This is a genomic window from Micromonospora sp. NPDC049301 (assembly GCF_040678715.1).
GTDB lineage: Bacteria > Actinomycetota > Actinomycetes > Mycobacteriales > Micromonosporaceae > Micromonospora.
The window spans coordinates 1,126,808-1,150,205 of record NZ_JBFAQO010000001.1 but is presented as its reverse complement, the minus strand read 5'-3'; the positions used below and the strand labels follow the sequence as shown (position 1 = coordinate 1,150,205).

The following is a 23,398-nucleotide window of genomic DNA, read 5'->3' as shown; positions in this document are numbered from 1 at the left end:
GGGCACGGTTCGGCATGCTTCCAGTGCCCGAGCACGGCACCGACGCGTCACGCACGCGCACCGGCGCCGGGCACCGGGGCCGGGGGAGGACCGGTGATCGGGCGGCACCACGAGGGTCTGCGGCCCTTGCTCCGCAGAGGTGCCGTCCGGTCGCCGCCGTCGCGGCACATACCGCCCGGCTCAGCCGACCCAGAGCGCGACCCGGTGGTCCTCGTCGGTGACGTAGAAGCGCCGCCCATCCAGCTCGGCCAGCCCCTCGACGTGGTGAAACGGCGCCAGGTCCGCCACCAGTTCCCCGGCGAGCAGGTGCCGGTCCGGGGCCGCGACCCGCGGGTCGCCGGCCGGCAGCCGGAACCGGACGTGCCGGGAGCCCACGTCGCCCCCGCCGGGATGGTCATCGAGCAGCACCGAGCCCTTGCCCAGCGCGTCGATCGAGCCGATCACGGCGGCGTACCCGCCGTCCGAGGTCGGTGCGATCGCCCGGAACCCGGTCAACTCGCCCGGCGGGGTCACCCCGGTCACCGCGTACGTCCCCACCGCCCGGGGCCAGGCCGGCTCCGCAGCGAACATGCCCGGCACACCGGCCACCTCGACCAGGATCGGCTCGCCGGCCTCGGTGACCGGGAAGCGCAGCCCCAGCAGCACCGTGCCGGCCGGAGTGAAGGCCGCCGCCTCGACGTTCAGCGGCAGGTCGTCCGGGGCCAGACGGCTCACCCAACTCTTCTCCCCCGCGGTCCCCCGGGCCAGGGTCTCCACGATGAACCGGTCCCGCACCCGCTTCCCCGGCGGCAACGGGGTCAGCGGCGCCGCGACCAGCGCGTCGTTCACCGCCCGGTGCAGCCGGAAGCGGTTGCGCACCACGTGCACCGGCACCGACCCCGTAGCCGCGTCGTCCTCCCGGAACCGGGCCACGAACGCACGCCGGGGACGCAGCGGGCCGGCCTTCGAGCCGAAGTGGGAGCCGAAGACGTACACCCAGCCGTCGTGGTGGGCGAGCGCCTCGCCGTCCTCGGTCCGGCCGTTCTCCACGCCGGCGTCCGCCGCGACGTGCCGTGCGGTCCACTCGCCGTCGTCCAGCTCCAGCAGCAGCGCCAGGCAGCGCTCCACCGGCCCCTCGTCCAGCACCGTCCAGAAGCCCCGGCGGGCGCCGTACGCCCGCAGCAGCGCCGCCGACCGCACCGGCAGCAGATCGCTCGCCTCGTTGCCGGCCACCACGAATTCAAGGAGTCGCAGGGTCACCGCGCCAGCGTACGGAGCGTGCGCTCGTAGAGTGGCGGGGTGCCCGACACCGCGCTCACCGGACCCGCCACCCACCCGACCGACCCCGAGACGTACGCGGCGCTGCACGCCGACGCCACCGCGCTGCTCGAGGGCTGGCGGCCCACCAGCCCGGCCGCTGCCGCCGCCCGGGACCAGACCGTCCGCCTGCTCGCCGCCGGGCCGGTCGCGATGAGCCGGCCGCACCGCGCGGGGCACGTCACCGCCAGCGCGCTGGTGCTGGATGCCACCGGCTCGCGGGTGCTGCTCTGCCTGCACGGCAAGTTCGGGCGCTGGGTGCAGCTCGGCGGGCACTGCGAGCCGACCGACCAGACCCTGGTCGGCGCCGCGCTGCGCGAGGCCACCGAGGAATCCGGGATCGCCGGCCTCCGCATCGACCCGGTGCCGATCGACGTGGACATCCACCCGGTGGGCTGTCAGGGCGGCTCCCTGCACCACGACGTCCGGTTCGCCGTGCTCGCCCCGCCCGGTGCGGTGGAGCAGGTCAGCGACGAGGCGGAGGCACTGGGCTGGTTCCCGCCGGACCAACTCCCCGAGCCGCTGGCCGGCGGGACCGTGCAACTGGTCGCGCCGGCCCTCGCGGCCCTCAGACGTAGCCCTCTTCGCCCCGCTCCTTGAGCTCGTCGACCAGGACCTTGACGTCCTGGGCCCGGTCGCGCGGGCAGACCAGCACCGCGTCCGGGGTGTCCACCACGATCAGGTCACGCACCCCGAGGACGGCCACCAGGCGGCCGGACTGCGGCACGACCACCAGGTTGGAGCTGTCCCGCAGCAGCACACCCGGCTTGGCGTCGGTGCCGAGCACCACGTTGCCCGACGCGTCGGCCGGCAGCACGTCGCCGAGGGTGTGGAAGTCGCCGACATCGTTCCAGCCGAAGTCGCCCGGCACGGTGGCCACCCGACCCGCGGTGGCCGCGCCCTCCATCACCGCGTAGTCGACGGAGATCTTCGGCAGGGTCGGCCAGACCGTACCGAGCACGTCGTCCTGCTCGGGGGTGCCCCAGGCGGCGGCGATCGCGGTGACCCCGGCGTGCAGGGCCGGTTGCTGGCGGAGCAGTTCGGCGAGGAACACGTCCACCCGCCAGACGAACATGCTCGCGTTCCACAGGTGCCGGCCGGACCGGACGTACGCCTCGGCGACCTCGGCGGCCGGCTTCTCCTTGAACTCGGCCACCGGACGCCACGGGGAGCCGTCGGCCGGGTCGCCGGTCTCCAGGTAGCCGTAGCCGGTCTCCGGCCGCGTCGGGGTGATCCCGACGGTCATCAGCATGCCCTGCTCCGCGCCGCGGACCGCCTCCTGGACCGTCCGCACCCAGCTCTCCGGATCGCCGATCAGGTGGTCGGCCGCGAAGCTGCCCATTACCGCCTCCGGGTCGCGCAGCGCGATCACCGCGGCGGCCAGCGCGATCGCGGCGCAGGAGTCCCGGGGCGAGGGCTCGACGAGGATGTTCTCCTCGGGCAACCCGGTCAGCTGCCGGGCCACCGCCGCGACGTGCGCGGCGCCGGTGACCACGAGGATGTGGTCCGGTGTGGTCAGCGGCGCGAGCCGCGCCACGGTCGCCTGGAGCAGCGACGCGTTGGAGCCGGTCAGCGGGTGGAGGAACTTGGGGTGGCCGGCGCGGGACAACGGCCACAACCTCGTGCCGCTGCCACCTGCCGGGATGACCGCATAGAGCATCCGCACATCATGCACGACGGATTCCGGCCGGGTGGGCGGGTCGCCGCCCAGGGGCCCGGACGGTCACGAGCGGGCGCGGCTCCACGCGGCGATGTGCACCTCGGCGCTGGACTCCCAGGTGAACTCCTTGGCCCGGTCGAAACCGGCCTTCGCCAGCGACAACCGGCGCTGCTCGTCGTCCAGCAGGGCCGCCAGGTCGGTGCCGATCTGCTCCGCGTCCTCCGACGTGTACGCGACCGCGTCGCCGCCCACCTCGGGCAGCGAGAGCCGGGGCGTGGTCAGCACGGGGGCGGCGCAGGCCATCGCCTCCAGGATCGGCAGCCCGAACCCCTCGCCGTAGGAGGGATAGGCCGCGACCAGCGCGCCGCCGAGGAAGCCGGGCAGGTCGGCGTAGCGCAGGTAGCCGGGGCGCAGCAACCGCAGGTGGGACGGGACCTCGGCCACCGCCCGATCGATGTCGTCGTCGTGCCCCTGCCCGCCGGCGATCACCAGGGCCGGCGGATCGGCCCGATTGGCCACCGCCCGGGCCCAACCACGGATCAGGTTGGGAACGTTCTTACGCGGCTCCTTGGCCCCGAGGAAGGCGACGTAGCTGCTGTCGCCCAGCCCCAGCCGGGCGCGCACGCGGGCCTTCTCCTCCTCGCTGGGCGCGTGGAAGGCGGCCTGGTCGACCCCGTGGTAGGCCACGTCGATCCGGGTCGGGTCGGCGTCGAGCAGCCGGATCAGCTCGTCCCGGGTGGCCTTGCTGGGCACGATCACCCGGTCGGCCCGCCGCAACGAGGTCTTGATGGCGCTGCGGAAGAAGGTGCGGCGGGACTTGTCGTAGTGCTCCGGCTCGGTGAAGAACGTCGCGTCGTGCACGGTGACCGTAACGGGACACCCGGCCCGCAGCGGGCAGGTGTAGAAGGGCGAGTGCAGCACGTGCGCGCCCACCTGCTGGGCGAGCAGCGGCAGGCCGGTCTGCTCCCAGGCGAGCCGCGCCGGGCGGTGCGCCACGGCGGCCGGGGCGGGAATGATCTCCGCGCCGGGCAGCATCCGGGTGTACCGCTCGAGATCGGTGCGGAGGCTGACCACCGCCAGCTCCACCCCCGACCCACACACCTTGCCGAGGGCACCGAGCAGACCGTCAACGTATCGACCGACACCACCACGGTCGGCGGGGACACTCGTGGCGTCGATGAGCACGCGGGGCGGGCGACCGGCGGTCACGGGGCGACTCCTTGCACTGGCGGGTCTGTGGGGAACAACACTCCGGGGGCCAAGCCTACGCCGGAGCACGGGGCCGACGCTGACTGCGACCCGACGGTACGCCGACTTGTCATCGTCTTCGAGTACGGCCCACGGAGGCGTATCGTTCGCGCCGATGGCCGACAACATTGCCCGGGTGTTCGCCGACGCGATCGCGACCGACCCGACCCGACCGTTGCTGACCTGGTACGACGACGCCAGCGGTGACCGCACCGAACTCTCCGGCGCCACCCTGGCGAACTGGGTGGCGAAGACCGCCAACCTCCTCGTCGACGAGGTCGCCCTCGCACAGGGGGATCCGGCCGGCGTCCTCCTGCCGCCGCACTGGCAGACCGCGGCGGTGCTGCTGGGTTGCTGGTCGGCCAAGCTGAGCGTGGTCGACACGCCGGGCGACGTGGACGTGCTCTTCGCCGCCGCCGACCGCTTCGACGAGGCGCAGTCCTGGTCCGCCGGTGAGCGGTACGCCCTGGGGCTGTCGCCGCTCGCGGCCCCGCTGCGGCAGGTGCCGCCCGGGTTCGCCGACTACGTGGTCGAGGTGCGCCGGCACGGCGACCACTTCCGCCCGCAGCCCGGGCCGGGCCCCGCCGACGGTCACCTGCTGGCCCGCGCCGAGGCCCGCGCCGCGGAGCTGGGCATCACGCCCGGCGCCCGGATCATGGTCGACGCGGCGGCGTACCCCGACCCGGTGGACTGGCTGCTGGCGCCGCTGACGCAGGCCGCCACCGTCGTGCTCTGCGCCAACCTCGACCCCACCCGGCTGCCCGCCCGCCTGAGCACCGAACAGGTGACCCACCCGCTCCCGTGACCCCCGCCCGCGATCAGGCGGGGGTGTTGTCGGGGGCGCGGCGCTGGGCGAAGGCGGCGAAGGCCGTGAGGGACTCGGGATTGACCAGCGCGCCCTTCGCGGCCGCCGAGTCGACCGGGGTGCCGGTGAGGATCTTCTTGACCGGCACCTCCAGCTTCTTCGCCGAGAGCGTGCGCGGCACCGCGCGCACCTGGTGGATCTCGTCCGGCACGTGCCGGGGCGAGAGCGCGGTACGCAGCTCGCGGCAGATCTTCGCGCGCATCGGGTCGTCCAGCTCCAGGCCCTCGGCGAGCACCACGAAGAGCAGCAGCTCGCCGGCGCCGCCCTCGTCGTCCTCCAGGTGCACGACGACCGAGTCGACGACCTCGTCCAGCCCCTCGACCACCGAGTAGAACTCGGCGGTGCCCAGCCGCACTCCGCCGCGGTTGAGAGTGGCGTCCGACCGTCCGGTGATCACGCAGCCGCCCCGGTCGTTGATCGTGATCCAGTCGCCGTGCCGCCAGACGCCCGGGTAGACGTCGAAGTAGGCCTCCCGGTAGCGCGTGCCGTCCGGGTCGTTCCAGAAGCCCACCGGCATGCTCGGCATCGGCTCGGTGATCACCAGCTCGCCCAGCTCGCCGATCACCGGTGTGCCGTCGGCGGAGCGAGCCTCCACCTTGGCGCCCAACGCCCGGCAGGCGATCTCACCGGCGTACACCGGCAGCAGCGGCACCCCGCCGACGAAGCCGGTGCACACGTCGGTGCCGCCGGAGAGGGACTGGAGCTGGAGGTGGTCGCCGACGGTCTCGTACACCCAGGTGAAGCCCTCGGCGGGCAGCGGCGCGCCGGTGGAGCCGACGCCGCGCAGCGCGGACAGGTCGGCGACCTCCCGCGGCACCAGACCGGCCTTGCGGCAGGCCAGCAGGAACGGCGCCGAGGTGCCGAAGTACGTGGTGCCGGTCTCCGCCGCCAGCCGCCACAGCCCACCCAGGTCGGGGTGGCCCGGGTTGCCGTCGAAGAGCACGATGGTCGCGCCGACCGCCGGGCCGGAGACCAGGAAGTTCCACATCATCCAGCCGGTGGTGGTGAACCAGAAGAACCGGTCGGCCGGGCCCAGGTCGTGGTGCAGGGCGAGCATCTTCAGGTGCTCCAGCAGGATGCCACCGTGGCCGTGCACGATCGGCTTCGGCAGCCCGGTGGTGCCCGAGGAGTAGAGCACGTACAGCGGGTGGCCGAACGGCACCGGCGTGAACGCCAGCGGCTCGTCGGTGGGCCCGGCCAGGTCGGCCCAGCTCAGCGCGCCGTCGGGGAGGGCGCCCTCCGGGTCCAGGTACCCGATGCTGACGGTGTGCCGCACCGACGGCAGCGCGGCCCGGATGGCCTCGACCTCGGCGCGCCGGTCCACCGGCTTGTCGCCGTACCGGTAGCCGTCCACGGCGACCAGCACGGTCGGCTCGATCTGCTGCCAGCGGTCGGTGACGCTGCGGGTGCCGAACTCGGGCGCACACGACGAGAAGATCGCCCCCAGGCTGGCGGTGGCCAGCAGCAGGACGTACGTCTCACCGATGTTCGGGGCGTACGCCGCCACCCGGTCACCGGCGGTGACGCCGAGCCGGCGCAGCCCGGCCGACACCCGGCGGACCTGCTCGCGCAGCTCCCCGGCGGTCAGCGTGACCGGCGCCCGGGTCTGCCCGTGCGCGATCACCACCGGGTCGTCGTCGGCCCGCCCGGGCATCCGCAGCACGTTCTCGGCGTAGTTGAGGGTGGCCCCGGGGAACCAGCGGGCCCCGGGCATTCCCCGCTCGGCCAGGGTGGCCGTCGGCGGGGTGTGCGCCACCACCTCGAAGTGGTCCCAGATCGAGCGCCAGAACGCGTCCAGGTCGGTGACCGACCAGCGCCACAGCGCGTCGTAGTCGGCGAAGTCCAGCCCGCGGTGCTCCCGCAGCCAACGCAGATAGCCGCCGATGCGGGACCGCTCGCGCACGTCCGCCGGCGGCGTCCACAGCATGTCACCCACTGCTCCACCCTCCCCTGGCCCGACACGACACTGTGCGGGGGCCGTGCGGCCATCCTCCCCCACCTCGCTGCGCCATTCTCCACTCGTGGTGCCGGCGGGGGCGTGTGGAGGGCCCCCATGGCTGGGCTGCCGGCAGTGTGGGCGGGGTTGCGGTGTGGACGCGGAAGGCTGCAAGGGCCCAGGGGGGCAAATCGGACGATGTTCCCCTTAGGTACGATCCCGATCGGCTCGACCGTCAATGGGCGGACCGGGTCAACGGGGGAGCTACCATGGCAATTGGGCGCATCCTGGCGTTCATCGGCGGTAAGCGCGGGTGGGTCGCGGCGCTGCTGGCGGCGCTGGCCTTCGTGGGGCTCTGGGCGCTGGTCCGACCGGCGGTCAATCCGGTGAACGACTCCTACCGATACGCCAGGGCCACGCTGACCCTGCTCGGCGAGTCGCCGGCCAGAGCACAGCGCCAGGCCCTGGCCGCGGCCTGCACCGAGCAGGCCCACTGGCAGGCGCGACAAGCCTCCCTCGACCCGGTCGCCATGGCGACTCCGTTCTCGGTCAAGGATGCGTCCCGGCAGTGCGTCGCCAAGTATCCGGACGGGCTGACCCCGAACGAGCCGCGGTACGAGGCGATCTTCGCCGACCGGTTCGGCTACTCGGCGCTCTCCGCCCCGCTGGTGCGCGTGTTCGGGGTGAACCTGGGTCTGTCGGCGACCTCGGTGCTGTTCACCGCGCTCGGCGGCCTGTTGATCTTCTGGTTGCTGCGTGAGGTCGGTGTCCCGCCCGGCGTCGCGCTGGCCGGCCAGGTGTTCTACTACTTCTCGCCGCTCGGCTGGTGGGGCTCGTACCCCTTGACCGAGGGGCCGGTGCTGACGTGCATGACGGCGGCCCTGCTCGGCTCGTGGTGGCTGTTGCGGCGGCGAACGGTCGCCGGCGTCGCGCTGCTGACCGCGGCTCTGGCGCTCGGCACGACGGTGCGCTACCCGACCTTCCTGCTGGCCGCCGCCGGATTGGCCGCCGCCGCGCTGCTCTCCCTTCTCACGACCCCGGCCGGCCGGCACGCGGGAACGTGGCTGCTGACCGGGATCGGCGCGGCCGCGACCGTGGCCATTTTCGGGGTGGCGAACCTGCTGGGCTTCTCCGGCTCGGAGGAGACCCTGCAGGACAAGTTCACCAGCCACTTCACCCTGCCGGACGTCGACGATCCCTGGCAGCGGCTGATCGATCTCAACCTGAATTTCTGGCCCAGCTGGTTGCAGCACGAGCTGCGCGCGCCCTGGCTGCTGCTCGGGCTGGCCTTCGGAGCGTGGGCGCTCTTCCGCCGGCACGCCCCGTTGGCCTGGGTCACCCTGGGGCTGGCCGGGACCGGGCTGGCCACTCAGATCGCCCACCCGATCTGGACGGAGAGTGACCGCCTCTACGTCGCAGTCTGGCTGGTGCCGGTGCTCGGCCTGCCGCTGTTGCTCGACCGGCTGACGTCCACCCGCCGGCCGGAGTCGGCCGGCGCGACGGAGGCCGACGCCGTGACCGAGGTGGTGGAAACCGCCGGTCTCCGCTCCGGCCGGCAGTGACCCGGCCAGAGCGGATCGGTCAGCCCGCCCGGTGCGCCTGGATGGCGCGGCGGCGGGCGAGCCGGTGCGCACGACGGATCTCCGCCTCCCGGTAGCGGCGCTCGTCCTCCGGCGTCTCCGGGAGCACCGGGCGGACCATCCGCGGCGCCCCGCCCACGTCCACCCCCACGAAGACCAGGTACGCGGTGGCCACCCGGACCGGCGCGTCCTCGGCCGAGTCCCACCGTTCGGCGACCACCCGCACGCCCACCTCCATCGAGGTCTGCCCGGTCCAGTTCACCTGGGCGTGCGCGTGCACCAGGTCGCCGACGCGGACCGCCTCGGAGAAGACGATCTCGTCGATCGCCGCGGTCACCGCGGTCCCGCCGCTGTGCCGGGCGGCTGCGGCCCCCGCCACGTCGTCGACGAACTTCATCAGGACCCCGCCGTGCACGGTGCCGTACAGGTTCACGTCGACAGCGGTCATGATCTTGCTCAGGGTGACGCGCGAGTACGACGTCGGCTTGCCGGTCGGAGCGGCGGAGGGGTGCTCGGTCATGCCGGAAACGGTACGGTGCGCGGATGCGACATCTCTGGAGCTTCCTCGCCGGGTTGGTGGTGGTGCCCATCACCTGGGTGCTGGTCACACTCGGGCAGGACGGGTCGAGCCGGACGGTCGACCGCTGGGTGGAGATCGGCACCTTCAACACGGCCAACCTGATCGAGCCGGCCGTGTACCTCGGTGTCGGCGGTGTCCTGCTGGGCCTGCTCGGCACACTGCGCGTCTCGCCGTTGGGCCCGCTGGTGGCCGGGCTGCTGCTGGCCATCCCGTACGTCGGGATGTTCGTGGCGCCGTTCGAGGTGCGGGACGCGATCCCGCAGGGGTGGAAGGTGTTCGGCGATCCGCTGCCGCTGCGGCTTCCGGTGGAGAACGGCACCCTCTTCCTGATCGGCCTGCTGCTGCTCATGGCGGCGTTCAGCAGGCAACGCTGGCAGCAGTGGCCGCGTCCGGTGACCGAACCGGCCACCGCGCCAGCACCGGCGGGCGGCCCGCGCAGCGACGACTTCACCCTGACCGACTGGCCGCCGCCCGAGCCCGCCGAGCGCGACGCCGCCCCGCCCACCCTCGGTTACCCGGCCGATCCGACCCCGACCGACCCCCTGCCCCGCCGGGTGGGCGGCGAGTCGCCGTGGTCCGCGCCTCCGCGCGGCCAGCCGCACCCCGAGGACACCACCGAGATCCGTTGATCGTGGGGCGGGCCGGGTGACCGGCCCGCCCCCAGACCGGAGTCCAGCGTGCGCGGTGGACGGCCGGACTAGTGCACTGCGACGGCCAGGTCCGCATCGACGGTGCCGAGCTCGGCGCGGGGCACGACGAGGACCATGACCAGCGTCGCGGCGGCCATGCCGCCCGCGATGACGATCGCCATCGGCACGCTGCCGGTGCCGAACAGGCCCGCCAGCGGCGCCGACAGCGCACCGATGCCGAACTGCACGGCACCGAGCAGCGCCGCCGCGGTGCCAGCGGCCTCGCTGTGCCGGCTCATGGCCAGCGCCGGGGCGTTCGGCAGGGCCAGGCCGGCGGCGGCCAGGACGAGCCACAGCGACGCGAGCAGCGTGCCCAGGCCACCGAAACCGGTCGCGGCGAACACGATCAGCAGGAGCCCGGCCGCGGTCCCGGCGATCAGGGCGATGCTGAGGATCCGCTGCGGGGTGTAGCGGCGCAGCAGCCGGACGTTGAACTGGGTGGCGCCGATCAGGCCCACGGCACCGGCGCCGAAGGCCAGGCCGAACTGCTGCTCGTCGAGGCCGTACTCCTGCTGGAGCACGAACGACGACCCGGAGACGTACGCGAACAGGGCCGCCATCGCCAGCCCGGCGACCAGCACGAGGCCGACGAACGCCCGGTCGTTGAGCAGCCCCCGGTAGTCGCGCAGGGTCGCGCCCACCCCGCCGTGGCGCCGACGCGCCACCGGAAGGGTCTCCGGGAGCTGGAAATAGGCGACGACGATCAGGAGCGCCCCCAGCACCGCCAGCGCCGCGAAGACGCCCCGCCACTCGGTCCAGCGCAGCAGACCGCTGCCCAGGGTCGGCGCGAGAATCGGCGCCAGGCCCATGACGAGCATCAGGCGGGAGAAGATCCGGGCGAAGGAGGCGCCGCTGAACAGGTCCCGGACGACGGCCGTGGCGACCACGGTGGCGGCCGCGACGCCGAGCCCCTGGAGCACGCGCAGGGTGCCGAGCACGGCGATGTTGGGCGCGAAGACGCACAGCACGGACGCCACGATGTGCGCGGCCAGCCCGGCCAGCAGCGGCACGCGCCGGCCGACCACGTCGGAGAGCGGCCCGATCAGCAGCTGGCCCAGCGCGAGGCCGAGCAGCGTGCCGGTCAACGTCAGCTGCACCGCGGTCTCGGTGGTCTGCAGGCCGGCCGTGATGGCGGGCAGGGCCGGCAGGTACATGTCGATGGTCAGGGGGCCGATCGCGATCAGCGCGCCCAGCACGAGGACGAGTTGGGCCCGCTGACGGTTGGTCATCAGGTCGCCGGGCAGCACCTCCCGATCGGAGGCGGTATCGGGGGCGGTCTTCTCCACCAACTGCTTCATCATCTCGATTTCTCTGCGTGTGTTCAGACGTCGTTGGGCGTGCCCGACGTTGGGCAGCGAGTGGATGGCGAGGCAGGGTGGCGGCGGGCGTGCCGGCCCGGGGTGGGCAGATGCTCGGTCGATCAGGCTCTGATCCTCCCCTTCTGCCGACATCGTTGACTACCTCAACGACCTGGTGTGTGGGGACTCACGTACGAACGCCGACCGCCCCACCGCCGGATGGCGGTGGGGCGGTCGGACCGGACAGGGGCGGCGCGTCTAGACAGCGCCGCTGAGCAGTTGCCGCGCCATGACGATCCGCTGCACCTGGTTGGTGCCCTCGTAGATCTGGGTGATCTTGGCGTCCCGCATCATCCGCTCGACCGGGTAGTCCCGGGTGTAGCCGTAGCCGCCGAGCAGCTGCACCGCGTCGGTGGTGATCTCCATGGCGGCGTCGGAGGCGAAGCACTTGGCCGCCGCGCCGAAGTAGGTCAGGTCCGCGTCACCGCGCTCGGACTTGCCGGCCGCGGCGTAGGTGAGCTGCCGGGCCGCCTCCAGCTTCATGCCCATGTCGGCGAGCATGAACTGGACACCCTGGAACTCGGCGACCGCCTTGCCGAACTGCCGGCGCTCGGCCACGTACCCCTTGGCGTAGTCGAGCGCGCCCTGCGCGATCCCGATGGCCTGGGCGGCGATGGTGACCCGGGTGTGGTCGAGGGTCCGCATCGCGGTGGCGAAGCCGGTGCCCTCCGCGCCGATGATGCGGTCCGCCGGGATCCGCACGTTGTCCAGGTAGACCTCGCGGGTGGGCGAGCCCTTGATGCCCAGCTTCTTCTCCGGGGCGCCGAAGCTCACCCCCGAGTCGGACTTCTCGACCACGAAGGCCGAGATTCCCCGGGACCGGGCGGTCGGGTCGGTGACCGCGAAGACGGTGTAGAACTCGGACACGCCGGCGTTGGTGATCCAGCGCTTCACACCGTTGAGCACCCAGTGATCCCCGTCACGTACGGCACGGGTGGTCATCGAGGCCGCGTCGCTGCCCGCCTCCGGCTCGGAGAGGCAGTACGAGAACATCGCATCCCCCGCCGCCACCGGCGTGAGGTAGCGCCGCTTGAGGTCCTCGGAGCCGGACAGCAGCAGCGGCATGGTGCCGAGCTTGTTGACCGCCGGGATCAGGGACGAGGACGCGCAGGCCCGCGCCACCTCCTCGATCACGATGGCGGTGGCCAACGCGTCCGCGCCCGCCCCGCCGTACTCCTCGGGGATGTGCGGCGCGTGGAAGTCGGCGGCCCGCAGCGCGTCGTAGGACGCCTTCGGGAACTCACCGGTCTCGTCGGCCTCGGCGGCGTGTGGAGCCACCTTCGCCGTGCAGACCTCCCGGACCGCCTCCCGGATCGCCTCGTGCTCCTCCGGCAACCGGTAGACGTCGAACGACTCCCCTGCGGCCATCTCGGCCCTCCCCTTCACCGCTATCATGCGCAGTCTGTAGCCTCCCCTGACCGCCGACCGCGCAGACTGAAGGATAGCGACTGCAGTTCAGGTGGATGTTACCGGCGCGTAGGTAGAGGCTTGACGGAGTACCCACGCCGCTGAGCGATGATGGAAGACAGACAGTGAGCCACCCCTCCGGTGCCCGGCCAGGCGCCGCAGCAGAATGCGACGCGACGAAGCGCCGCCAGTGCGAGCGGAGAAGACAGGCGTGACGATCCCCTATCCCACCATCCAGCCGACCCCCGCCATCGCCACGGTGACGCCGCCCTCGGGCGCTCCTCGCCCGCGGGTGACCTTCCTGGGGACCGGCTACCTCGGTGCGACGTACGCCATCTGCTACGCGGAGCTGGGCTATGAGGTGCTCGGGTTCGACGTGGACGCCGACAAGATCGCGAAGCTCAACGCCGGTCAGGTGCCGATCCACGAGCCCGGCCTGGACGAGCTGCTCAAGCGCAACCTGGCCGCCGGCCGGCTGCGATTCAGCACCGACATCGCGGAGACCGCCGACTTCGGCGACGTCCACTTCATTTGCGTCGGCACCCCCCAGCGGGCCGACGGGATGGGTGCCGACCTGTCGTACGTCGAGGCGTCGGTGACCAGCCTGGCGCAGCACCTGACCCGCAAGTCGCTGATCGTCGGCAAGTCGACCGTGCCGGTGGGCACCGCCGAGTGGGTGGAGCAGCTGGTCGGCAAGCACAGCCCCAACGACCTGGGCGTCGAGGTGGCGTGGAGCCCCGAGTTCCTCCAGGAGGGCTTCGCCGTCGACGACGTGCTGCGCCCCAACCGGATCGTCGTCGGCGTGAAGAGCGAGTGGGCCAACGGCATGCTCTACGCCGCGCACAAGGGCGTCTTCGACCTGGCCGCCACCGAGGACCGCGAGGTGCCGCTGGTGGTCACCGACTTCGCGACCGCCGAGCTGGTCAAGGTCGCCGCGAACGCCTTCCTGGCCACCAAGATCTCCTTCATCAACGCGATGGCCGAGGTCTGCGAGGCCTCGGGCGGCGACGTCACCCAGCTGGCCCGGGCGATCGGCTACGACCCGCGGATCGGCAACCGGTTCCTCCAGGCCGGCCTCGGCTTCGGCGGCGCCTGCCTGCCGAAGGACATCCGGGCCTTCCAGGCCCGCGCGCAGGAGTTGGGCGCCGGCGAGGCGCTGCGCTTCCTGCACGAGGTCGACCTGATCAACCTGCGCCGCCGTACCCGGGTGCTCCAGCTCGCGGCGGACCTGCTCGGCCGCCGCTCCGGCCCTGCCGGCCCCGACTTCTCCGGCACCCGGATCGCCGTCCTCGGCGCCACCTTCAAGCCCAACACCGACGACGTCCGCGACGCCCCGGCGCTCGCCGTCGCCGCGCTGCTCCAGAAGGCCGGCGCCGACGTGCACGTGTACGACCCGCAGGGCACCGAGAACGCGCGCCGCGCCGTACCCGAGCTGACCTACGAGACCGGCATCAACGAGGCGGTCACCGGCGCCGACCTGGTCTGCGTCCTCACCGAGTGGGCCGACTTCCGCAACGCCGACCCGGTCGCCCTCGGCGAGCTGGTCGCCGGCCGCAAGGTGGTCGACGGCCGCAACTGCCTCGACTCGGCACTGTGGACCCAGGCCGGCTGGGAGTACCGGGGCATGGGCCGCCCCTGACGGATCCGACCTCACCGGCCGGTCGCGGAGCACCTCTCCGCGGCCGGCCGGTGTCGTTGTTTGCCCCGGACCCGCCGACAAGTGTCGAAATCCGCGCCAGCTTTGGGCATGCTGCGACAGTGGGAGTCCACAGTGCGGGCGGAGGGGTGTCGTGGCGACCTTTCAGTGCTCCTCGTGCGGCCGGGAGATCAAGCCGGCCGTCCGCTGCCCGCACTGCGGGGCCGATCAGGCCCAGTGGGTCGAGCACCTGGCGGACATCGAGCGTTCGATCGCGGAGATGAAGGCGCGCGACGCCGCCATCGCCCGCGAGCAGCGGCAGATCGCCGCCAAGATGCAGGCCGCGCTCTTCCAGCGGGACATCCTCGCCCACGCCGGTGAGGAACGGCTCAAGCAGGCCACCCGGCCGCGCCGGGTGCTGCGCCGCCGTCCCGGCCGTCGGCCGCCGACCGCCACCACCGGCGCCCCGCCCCGGGTGCCGCGTCAGGGCACCCCGCCCAGCGCGGAGGACCCACCGCCGCCCCCGCCCCCGCCGTCCTGGCTCGACGCGGACGACCCGGAGCACCCCCCGGAGGCGTCCTCCCGCGAGGTGCAGAACATCCCGCTCGGGCTGGGCGCGTTGCTGCTCGGGGTGGCCGCGGTGGTCTTCGCCGCGGTGGCGACCAGCTCGATGGACGCGCTGGCCCGCCTCGGCATCCTGCTGCTCGCCACGGTGCTGATGCTGCTCGCGCCGCCGGCACTGGCCCGCCGCGGGCTCACCTCGACCGCCGAGACGATCTCCGCGGTCGGCCTGCTGCTGGTGCCGCTGGCCGGCAACGCCCTGTGGGCGGTCGACCGGATCGGCAACGGGGGCTCGTCCGGCGCGGTCTTCGCCGGGGTGATCTTCGCGGTCACCGCCGTGGTCGCGTTCGGGTACGCCGGCTGGACCGGCCTGCGCACACCCCGGTTCGCCACCGTGCTCGCCGCGCAGCCGGTGCTGCCGCTGCTGGCGTACGACCGGATCACCGGGCCCGGCGGCTGGGCTCTGGTGCTCACCCTGGTCGCCCTCCTCGACCTCTGGCTGACCCGCTCCGGGGTCACGGTGGAACGACCCGTCCGGCAGGACCTGCCGGACCCGGGCACGCCGTCGGCGCCCCGGCAACGCAGCGCCGAGAGCCGACCCGAGGGCGACCCGGAGGAGGCCGCCGAGGTGGTCGACCCCGACGCGGGGGCCACCGACGCCCGGCCGGTCCGTCCGGTGCCGGGGCTGCGCGAGCTGATCTGGCTGCTCCACGGGGTGGCGGTCGCCGTCGCCCTGGCGTACGCGGTCACCGCCCTGCTCCGCGCGGAGACCGTGCCGACGGCGACCGGCGCCGGGATGGTGCTGCTGCTGGCCGCCGCCGCCGGGCTGGCCGGCGCGCTGGTGCTGCGCCGCCCGCCGCTGCCCGACGTGGCGGCCGGCATCCTCACCCTGGCCGTGATCGGGACGCTCAGCAGGATCGCCTCGGTGGCGCTGCCCGGCCGGGCGTTGCTGCTGATCGCGGCGGTCATCACGGTGACCGGGCTGGCGGTGCGCGCGGTCCCCGAGGCCGCCCGTCGGGGCCCGCAGGTCGCCTCGGCGGTGGCACTCACCGTCAGCGGGCTGGTGGTCGCCGGGGGCGCGTTGCGCGCCGGGGTCGCCCCGGTCCGGGCGGCGCTGCCCGCCTGGGGCGCCGACCTCGACCGGTACCCGGCCGAGCTGGCCGCCGCCGTCGGCCCGACCACCTGGCAGCTCGCCGGCGCCGCGTTCCTGCTCACCATCGCCGCGGTGCTGGCCCTGCCACCGGAGATCCGGCGCGAGTTCGCCGTCGCCGGGGCGGCGCTGACCGCGCTGGCCGTGCCGGCCTCGTTCGGTCTCGGCTGGGCGTCGGCACCCTGGCCGATGGTGCTCACCGCCGTCGGGATCGGGGTGATCGGCCTCTCCGCGCGCACCAGCCGCGCCGCGCTGGCGCACTCCGTCGCGGCCGCCGTGGTGGGCCTGTTCGGCGCGGGCGCCAGCCTGGCCGGTCCGACGCTCACCGCCGCCGTCCTGCTCACCCTCTTCGCGGCCGGGGCCCTGGTCGCGCTGGCACCCCGGATCCGGATCGCCTCGGTCGCCGCCGACACGGTGACCGCCTGGGCCGCCGGGGGCGCGGCGTTCGCGCTGCCCGGGGCGGTCGCCGCGTTCGTGGCCGCCACCGTGCCCACCGACCCGACCCCCACACCGGCCAGCCTGCGCGAGGTGACCGTCCCGGTGCTGGCGGCGAGCTTCCTCGCGGTCTGCGTGACCCTCGGCTACGCCGCCATGGTGCAGGTGTCCCAGCGGCGCATCCCGGCGCCCCTGTCCGTCGGCACCGGGCTGGGCGCGCTGGTGGTCACCGCCGCCGCCTTCGGCGCCCCCGGGGCGACCGTCGCCGACGCCTGGGTCGGCGCCCTGCTGCTGGTCGCCGCGGTGCTGCTCTTCCTGGCACCGTCGATCGACGCTGGCCGCCGCTCCGATCTCACCCTGGACGGCTCGGACCTGGCCGCTGCGGCCGTCACCACCGCCCTGATCGCCACACTGGTCCGGATCGCGGCTGTGCTGACCCCGGGCGGGCAGCTGGCGGTCGCCGCCGGCCTGGTGCTGGTGGTGGCCGTCGGGGCCCGCGCCATGCCCGAGGAGTGGCGTCGCGGGCCCATTCTCGGCATCACCATCGGCGGCCTGCTGATCGGCGTACTCGCCGGGTGGACGGCGCTGCGCGGTGGGCTGGGTGTGCTGGCGACCCCCGGCCCGATCTGGGACGGCGACCTGAGCGGCTGGCCGGCCGCGCCGACCGGCGGCTCCACCTGGCAGGCCCCGGTCGCTCTGGTCCTGCTGGCCCTCGCGGCCGGCATCCTGCTCCCCCCGCCGTGGCGGTGGGACGTGTCCGGCGCGGCGGTCGTGCTGGCCACGATCGGCGCGCCCACCGCGTTCGAGCTGCCCTGGTGGTCGCCGGTCCTGGTCGGCGGAATGGTCGCCACCGTCTACGGGATGGCCGCCGTGGCCACGGAGGAGGCCCGGGCTGGGCTGTCCCGGGCCACCGTGGCCGGGGTGGTCGCGCTGCACGCGGCCGGCGCCGGCCTGGTCCGACCGTGGACCACCGCGCTGGCGCTGGGCAGCATCGCGCTGATCGGCGTGGCGGTGGCCGCGCTGGCCCGCGTACTGGCCGGTCCACAGGTGACCGACCTCGAGACCGAGGGGATGCCACCGCACCTGGTGCAGATCGGCGGTGCGGCGGCCGGTGCCGCGCTGCTGGCTCTTCCCGGCTCGGTGGCCGCCCTGGCCGCCGAGTTCGAACACTCGGCACAGGTGGTGCTGACCGCCGCGCTGGCCGCGTCCAGCCTCGGCCTGGCCGCCGTGGCCGCGGTCCGCCGGCACGTCCCGCAGTACCTGCCCTGGGCCAGCGTGGCCATCGTCGGCGGGGCCACCATCAGTGCTCTCGCCGCCATCCCCACCGGCCTCGCCTCGGGCGTCTACGCGGCCGCCGCCGCGCTGCTCGGCGTGCTGGCCGAGTTGATCCGCGCGGCCACCGTGCCGCCGGCCGGCTCGGCCCAGCCGGTCCGGCGTTGGGCGGTCCTGCTCGACGGCGCACTGCGGCGGTTGCCGGACGACCCGGATCGGCGGCGGTGGCGGGTCAGCCCGTCGGCCGGCGCTCTGGCCGCGGCGGCCCTGCCGACCGCCCTGGCGCTCGCCTCGATCACACCCACCCTGGTCGCCGCCCTGGTCGACCCGCACCGCACGCTGACCCGCATCTGGCAGGGTCCGCCGCCGGAACTGCTCAGTCCGCCGCCGGACGTGGTCGACCCGACCCACGTGCTCACCGCGCTGCTGCTCACCGCGGCGGCGGCGCTGGCCGCCACCGGGTTCAGCGGCGGACGCCGGTCCCGGGCCGTGCCGGTGGTGCTGCCCGGTGCCGCCGTCACGCTGCTGATCGCGCCCATCGCGCTGGGCAGCGGTTGGCCGGCGAGCACCCTCGCCGCGCTCTCCGTCTTCACCATCGCGATGCTCGGCCTCGCGCTGACCCCGCCTCCGCCGCTGGTCGAGCCGGCCCGCTCGCTGCGGCTGGCCCGGGTGCTGGTGTTCGTCATCGGCCTGGCCGCCGGGGGCGCCGGGCTGGCCGGCAGCCTGGCCACCCGCGAGCTGACCCTGTTCACCCTCGGCGGCGCGGTCGGCGTCGGCACGGTGGCGGCCCTGTACGGCGCCACCCAGCGGGCCCGCATCCTCGGCTGGCTCTTCGCCTCGCTGATGGCGCAGCTCTTCGTGCTCACCGCCGGCCTCGTCGCCGGGCTGGCCGCGGTCTGGTCCGCGTTCGGGGTCCTCGCGGTCGGGGCCGCCCTGCTGGTGTTCTCGGCGACCCTGCCCCGGCTGCGCCGCCCCGAGGCGCAGCGCGAGGCCGCGACGGTGGAGTGGAGCGGGTACGCGGCGGCGCTGATCGCCCTCGCCCTCGCCTTCGACTCGCCCCGGCACATCGCCGCACTGCTGGCCGCCTGGGGCGCGGTCCTCGGGGTGGCGGCGACGCGTCCCGGTCGCCGGCCGGTGGAGCGCCGGATCCTGTTCTGGGCGGTGGTGGCCTGCGAGATCAGCGCCTGGTGGATCATGATGCGGGTCGCCAACGTGGCCCTGCCCGAGGCGTACACGCTGCCGTTCGCCGCGCTGGCACTGCTGGTCGGGGTGCTGGAGCTACGCCACCGGTCGGACATGAGCAGTTGGGTGGCGTACGGGCCGGCGCTGGTCGCCGCGTTCGTGCCCACTCTGGCGATCGTGCTGGCCACCGAGTCCAGCACCCTGCGGCAGATGCTGCTGCTGCTCGGGGCGGTAGCGGTGCTGATCTTCGGCTCGTCCAGCCGGCAGCAGGCGCCGGTGATCGTCGGCGCGTCGGTCACCGCCATCACCGCGATCCACGCGCTGTTCAGCCTCGGCCCGTGGCTCGCGTTGATCCCGGTTGGCATCCTGTTGCTCATCCTGGGCGCCAGCAACGAGCGCCGCCGCCGCGCCCAGGAACGCCTACAGACCGCGCTACGCGGCATGAGGTGAACCGGAGGGTCCCTGCGGCGTGGGTGGGTGGGGGCGGTGAGCGGGCCGGGTCCGTACGAGGTCGGGATCGGCGGGCCGGGTCCGTGCGAGGTCGGGATCAGCGTGCCGGGTCGGGGCGAGGTCGGGATGACCGCGACCGGGGTGGGTCAGCTCAGGGTGGCGTGGAGGGCGGCTTCCTTGGTGGCCACCAGCTTCTCCAGGTCCTGCTGGTAGGTCGCCATCCGGGCGCGCAGGTGCTCGTCGGCCGCTCCGAGGATCCGCACGGCGAGCAGGCCGGCGTTGCGGGCGTTGCCGATCGAGACGGTGGCCACCGGGATCCCGGCGGGCATCTGCACGATGGAGAGCAGCGAGTCCATGCCGTCGAGGTGCTTCAGCGGCACCGGCACGCCGATCACCGGCAGCGGGGTCACCGAGGCGACCATGCCCGGCAGCGCCGCAGCCCCACCGGCACCGGCGATGATCACCTTGAGGCCCCGGTCGGCGGCGTCACGGCCGTACTCGATCATCGCGACCGGGGTCCGGTGTGCCGAGATCACCCGGACCTCGTACGGCACCCCGAAGTCGTCCAGCACCTCGGCTGCGGCCCGCATGGTCGGCCAGTCCGAGTCACTGCCCATGATCAGCCCGACCGTGCTCACTGCGGCTCTCCTTCGTTCGCGGCTGCGGGGCTGACCGGCTCACGCCTCGCGCTCACTCGTGCCCCTCACGCAACCAGCGCGCGGCCCGCGCGGCCCGCGCCCGTACGTCGTCCAGGTCGTCCCCGAGCACCGTGACGTGCCCGATCTTGCGGCCGGGCCGCACCTGCTTGCCGTAGAGGTGCACCTTGGCCCCGGGCTCGGCGGCGAAGAGGTGGTGCAGTCGCTCGTCGATCGACATCCCGCCCGGCTCGCCGCCGAGCACGTTGGCCATCACGACCACCGGCGCGGCCAGCCCGGTGTCACCCATCGGGTAGTCCAGCACCGCCCGCAGGTGCTGCTCGAACTGCGAGGTCCGCGCTCCCTCGATGGTCCAGTGCCCGGAGTTGTGCGGACGCATCGCCAGCTCGTTGACCACGATCGCCGGTCGGCCGGCCGCGTCGCGCACCTCGAAGAGTTCCACCGCGAGCAGGCCGACCACGCCGAGCGCGGTGGCCAGGTCGATGGCCAACTGCTGGGCGGTGACCGCCAGCTCCTCGTCCAGGCCGGGCGCCGGGGCCAGCACCTCCACGCAGATGCCGTCCCGCTGCACCGTCTCGACGACCGGGTACGCGGCCACCTGGCCGAACGGCGAGCGGGCCACCTGCACGGCAAGCTCCCGGCGCAGCGGCACCCGCTCCTCGACGATCAGCCGCGTGCCGCCGGCGAGCAGGGTCCGCGCCAGCTCGGTGGCCTGGACGACGTCGTCGACCAGCCAGACCCCCCGGCCGTCGTAGCCACCCCGGGCCGCCTTGAGCACCACCGGCCAGCCGACCTGCTCGCCGAAGCCGACCAGGTCGGCGGGCTCCCCGACCGGCCGCCACGCCGGGTTGGGAGCGCCCAGCTCGGCCAGGCGCTCCCGCATGACCTGCTTGTCCTGGGCGTGCAGCAGCGCGTCCGCGGGTGGATGCAGGGTCACGCCTTCCGCGGCCAGCGTGCGGATGTGCTCGGTCGGCACGTGCTCGTGGTCGAAGGTGACCACGTCGCAGCCCTTGGCGAAGGTGCGCAGCGCGGCCAGGTCGGTGTGGTCGCCGTACTGGACGTCGGCGGCGACCAGCGCCGCGCCGTCGTCGGGAGCGACCGCGAGCACGCGCAGTGACTGGCCGAGGGCGATCGCGGCCTGGTGGGTCATCCGGGCCAGCTGGCCGCCACCCACCATGCCGACAACAGGCAGACCGGTACGGGAATCCATAGCGCGGCCAGCCTATCCGGGCCGCCGACACGGCCACCCGCAGGGCCGCCGCTCGCGCCGTCGATCCGTCCGGGTGCCGCCCGCCGCAGCCGGACGCGGGGCGCGGGCGGCCTCGCGGGCGCTACACGGGGCAACCATCGGGCGGGGCACGCTCAGCGGAGCTCGGCGACCAGCTCCTCGACCGTCGTGACCGGGCGCTGGCAGACGAAGCCCCGGCAGACGTACGCGGCGGACCGCCCGTCGACCAGCGCCCGGTCGGCCAGCAGCGGCACCCCGGGCTGGTCCGGCCGCCCGGCGACCACCACCGCGCCGGGCGGGGCGTGCCGGTGGGCCGCCGCCACCAGCGGGTCGTCGGTCGGGTCGTCGGTCGCCACGGCGATCTCGTACGGCCCGGACAGCAGCGCCTCGCCGACCGTTGCCGCGTACCCGGTGAACCGGGCGTGCTGCCCGACGATCGGCGCCACCGTGCCGAGCGCCACCTCGGCGGCCTCCCGGTAGCGGGTCTCACCGGTCAGCGCCGCGTACGCGACGAGCCCGGCGATCAGCGCCGACCGACCGGACGGGGTGGCGTTGTCGGTCGGGTCCGCCGGCCGGGCGACGAGCCGCTCCGCGTCGTCGGCGGTGTCGTAGAAGGCGCCACCGGGCGCGGCGAAGTGCTCCAGCGCGACGTCCAGCAGCCCACCGGCCAGGGTCAGCCACCGGCCCTCGCCGGTGAGCTGGTGCAGCGCGCAGAACGCCTCGGCCACGCAGCCGTAGTCCTCCAAAACGCCGGCCGGCTCACCGACCGCACCGCCCCGGGAGACCCGGCGCAGCCGGCCATCGACCAGGTGCACGGCGGCCAGGTGCTCGGCGGCGTCGCGCATCGCGCCGTCGGCGACGATGACCACACCCTCCATCAGGTTGGCGTCCTCGTCCTGCGGCGACGCGTACAGCGCGACGACCTGCTGGAACTCGACGATGGCGGTGATCGCCAGGCCGTTCCAGGCAGCCACCACCTTGTCGTCACGGGCCGGCTGTGGCCGGTCGTCCCGGGCCGCGAGCAGCCGCCCCACCACCTGCTGCCAGCGGGCCCGGATCTCGGGTGCGACATCGTCGACGTCCCGGGCGAGCCGGAGCACGCTCGTGCCGTGCTCGAACGTGCCCTGCTCGGTCACGGCGAACAGGTCGGCGGCCCACCGGCCGTCCTCCTCGCCCAGCACCTCGACGAGTTGGGCCGGCGTCCAGGAGTAGGTGAGCCCCTCGACGCCCTCGGTGTCGGCGTCCAGCGCGGACGCGAAGCCGTCGCCCGGCTGGTGCAGCTCGTCGGCGAGGAACCGGGCGGTGTCCCGGGCGATCCGGCGGGCCAGCGGGTCGCCGGTCAGCCGCCAGAGCTGGGTGTAGACGCGGAGCAGCAGCGCGTTGTCGTAGAGCATCTTCTCGAAGTGCGGCACCGTCCAGTGCGCGTCCACCGAGTACCGGGCGAAGCCTCCGGCGAGCTGGTCGTAGATGCCGCCCCGGGCCATCGCCTCGGCGGTGTGCCGGACGATCTCCAGGCTGCGCGGGTCGCCTGTGCGCTGGTGGTGGCGCAGCAGGAACAGCAGGTTCATGTGCGGCGGGAACTTCGGGGCGCCCCCGAAGCCGCCGTTGGTCGTGTCGTACTCGCCGGCCAGGGTCGCGGCGGCGGCGTCGAGCAGCGGGGCGTCCAGCGGCGCGGTGGACCCGCCCACGGCCTGTGCGCCGCCGATCGCCTCGACCACGGCGGCGCCCTGGCGCAGCACCTCCTCGCGCTGGTCCCGCCAGGCGGTGGCGACCGACTGGAGCAACCGGACGAAGTTGGCCCGCGGGAAGTAGGTGCCGCAGAAGAACGGGGTGCCGTCCGGGGTGGCGAAAACGGTCATCGGCCAACCGCCCTGCCCGGTCATCGCCTGGGTGGCGGTCATGTAGACCGCGTCGACGTCCGGGCGTTCCTCCCGGTCCACCTTGATCGACACGAAGTCGTCGTTCAGCAGGGCGGCCACGTGCTCGTTCTCGAACGACTCGTGCGCCATCACATGGCACCAGTGGCAGGCGGCGTAGCCCACCGAGATGAGCACCGGCACGTCCCGTCGCTTCGCCTCGGCGAACGCCTCGTCACACCAGGGCCACCAGTCGACCGGGTTGTCGGCGTGCTGGAGCAGGTACGGACTGGTGGCGCCGGCGAGTCGGTTCACCCGACGACCATAACCAGCCCCGGACGGATACGCCGGGC

16 protein-coding genes are annotated in these 23,398 nt (G+C 74.0%); 6 read left to right on the top strand and 10 right to left on the bottom strand.

Going from position 1 to position 23,398, the window contains the following annotated elements:
• Positions 1-180 precede the first annotated feature (180 nt).
• Complete coding sequence (locus AB0K07_RS05505) at positions 181-1,239, bottom strand: hypothetical protein (RefSeq protein WP_363751168.1); 1,059 nt, start codon at positions 1,237-1,239, stop codon at positions 181-183.
• A 39-nt stretch (positions 1,240-1,278) separates the two neighbouring features.
• Between AB0K07_RS05505 and AB0K07_RS05500 the strand changes: the two genes are divergently transcribed.
• On the top strand, positions 1,279-1,896 hold the full coding sequence (locus tag AB0K07_RS05500; RefSeq protein WP_363751167.1) for an NUDIX hydrolase: 618 nt from the start codon (positions 1,279-1,281) through the stop codon (positions 1,894-1,896).
• Here the strand turns inward: AB0K07_RS05500 and AB0K07_RS05495 are convergent.
• Together AB0K07_RS05495 and AB0K07_RS05490 are read right to left on the bottom strand one after the other, a co-directional pair.
• Complete coding sequence (locus AB0K07_RS05495) at positions 1,865-2,956, bottom strand: sugar phosphate nucleotidyltransferase (protein WP_363751166.1); 1,092 nt, start codon at positions 2,954-2,956, stop codon at positions 1,865-1,867. The two genes, AB0K07_RS05500 and AB0K07_RS05495, sit on opposite strands and share 32 nt — an antisense overlap.
• A 63-nt stretch (positions 2,957-3,019) precedes the next feature.
• The gene (locus AB0K07_RS05490) at positions 3,020-4,165 is read right to left on the bottom strand and encodes a glycosyltransferase family 1 protein (protein WP_363751165.1); all 1,146 of its coding nucleotides are present in this window, start codon (positions 4,163-4,165) and stop codon (positions 3,020-3,022) included.
• A 154-nt stretch (positions 4,166-4,319) separates the two neighbouring features.
• On the opposite strand from AB0K07_RS05490, the gene AB0K07_RS05485 reads away from it, so the two are divergent.
• A complete protein-coding gene (locus AB0K07_RS05485; protein ID WP_363751163.1) occupies positions 4,320-5,009 on the top strand; it encodes a TIGR03089 family protein in 690 nt (229 codons plus the stop codon).
• Positions 5,010-5,022: 13 nt separating this feature from the next.
• Here the strand turns inward: AB0K07_RS05485 and AB0K07_RS05480 are convergent, their stop codons facing one another.
• A complete protein-coding gene (locus AB0K07_RS05480) occupies positions 5,023-7,005 on the bottom strand; it encodes an acetoacetate--CoA ligase (protein WP_363751162.1) in 1,983 nt (660 codons plus the stop codon).
• A 269-nt stretch (positions 7,006-7,274) separates the two neighbouring features.
• On the opposite strand from AB0K07_RS05480, the gene AB0K07_RS05475 reads away from it, so the two are divergent.
• The gene (locus tag AB0K07_RS05475; RefSeq protein ID WP_363751161.1) at positions 7,275-8,567 is read left to right on the top strand and encodes a hypothetical protein; all 1,293 of its coding nucleotides are present in this window, start codon (positions 7,275-7,277) and stop codon (positions 8,565-8,567) included.
• Between the two features lie 19 nt (positions 8,568-8,586).
• On the opposite strand, the gene AB0K07_RS05470 is transcribed toward AB0K07_RS05475, so the two are convergent.
• Positions 8,587-9,105 carry a hotdog domain-containing protein gene (locus AB0K07_RS05470; RefSeq protein WP_363751160.1) on the bottom strand — a complete coding sequence of 173 codons (519 nt, stop codon included), beginning with the start codon at positions 9,103-9,105 and terminating at the stop codon, positions 8,587-8,589.
• Between the two features lie 23 nt (positions 9,106-9,128).
• Here AB0K07_RS05470 and AB0K07_RS05465 point away from each other — a divergent pair, with 23 nt between their 5' ends.
• Positions 9,129-9,794, top strand: coding sequence for a hypothetical protein (locus AB0K07_RS05465; RefSeq protein ID WP_363751159.1), 666 nt, complete (start codon positions 9,129-9,131; stop codon positions 9,792-9,794).
• 68 nt (positions 9,795-9,862) lie between these two features.
• Here the strand turns inward: AB0K07_RS05465 and AB0K07_RS05460 are convergent, their stop codons facing one another.
• Together AB0K07_RS05460 and AB0K07_RS05455 are read right to left on the bottom strand one after the other, a co-directional pair.
• A complete protein-coding gene (locus tag AB0K07_RS05460; RefSeq protein WP_363751158.1) occupies positions 9,863-11,155 on the bottom strand; it encodes a multidrug effflux MFS transporter in 1,293 nt (430 codons plus the stop codon).
• Positions 11,156-11,410: 255 nt separating this feature from the next.
• Complete coding sequence (locus AB0K07_RS05455; RefSeq protein WP_363751157.1) at positions 11,411-12,580, bottom strand: acyl-CoA dehydrogenase family protein; 1,170 nt, start codon at positions 12,578-12,580, stop codon at positions 11,411-11,413.
• Positions 12,581-12,830: 250 nt separating this feature from the next.
• Here AB0K07_RS05455 and AB0K07_RS05450 point away from each other — a divergent pair, with 250 nt between their 5' ends.
• Both AB0K07_RS05450 and AB0K07_RS05445 read left to right on the top strand, forming a co-directional pair.
• The gene (locus AB0K07_RS05450) at positions 12,831-14,258 is read left to right on the top strand and encodes a UDP-glucose/GDP-mannose dehydrogenase family protein (RefSeq protein ID WP_363751156.1); all 1,428 of its coding nucleotides are present in this window, start codon (positions 12,831-12,833) and stop codon (positions 14,256-14,258) included.
• Positions 14,259-14,409: 151 nt separating this feature from the next.
• Positions 14,410-19,305, top strand: a complete 4,896-nt coding sequence (locus AB0K07_RS05445) for a permease (RefSeq protein ID WP_363751155.1) — start codon at positions 14,410-14,412, stop codon at positions 19,303-19,305.
• Positions 19,306-19,451: 146 nt separating this feature from the next.
• Here AB0K07_RS05445 and purE read toward each other — a convergent pair whose 3' ends face one another.
• The 3 genes from purE to AB0K07_RS05430 all read right to left on the bottom strand — a co-directional run bounded on the left by purE (position 19,452) and on the right by AB0K07_RS05430 (position 23,360).
• Complete coding sequence (gene purE, locus AB0K07_RS05440) at positions 19,452-19,943, bottom strand: 5-(carboxyamino)imidazole ribonucleotide mutase (protein WP_363751154.1); 492 nt, start codon at positions 19,941-19,943, stop codon at positions 19,452-19,454.
• 52 nt (positions 19,944-19,995) lie between these two features.
• Positions 19,996-21,171, bottom strand: coding sequence for a 5-(carboxyamino)imidazole ribonucleotide synthase (locus AB0K07_RS05435; protein ID WP_363751153.1), 1,176 nt, complete (start codon positions 21,169-21,171; stop codon positions 19,996-19,998).
• Between the two features lie 152 nt (positions 21,172-21,323).
• Positions 21,324-23,360, bottom strand: a complete 2,037-nt coding sequence (locus AB0K07_RS05430) for a thioredoxin domain-containing protein (RefSeq protein WP_363751152.1) — start codon at positions 23,358-23,360, stop codon at positions 21,324-21,326.
• Positions 23,361-23,398: the final 38 nt, after the last annotated feature.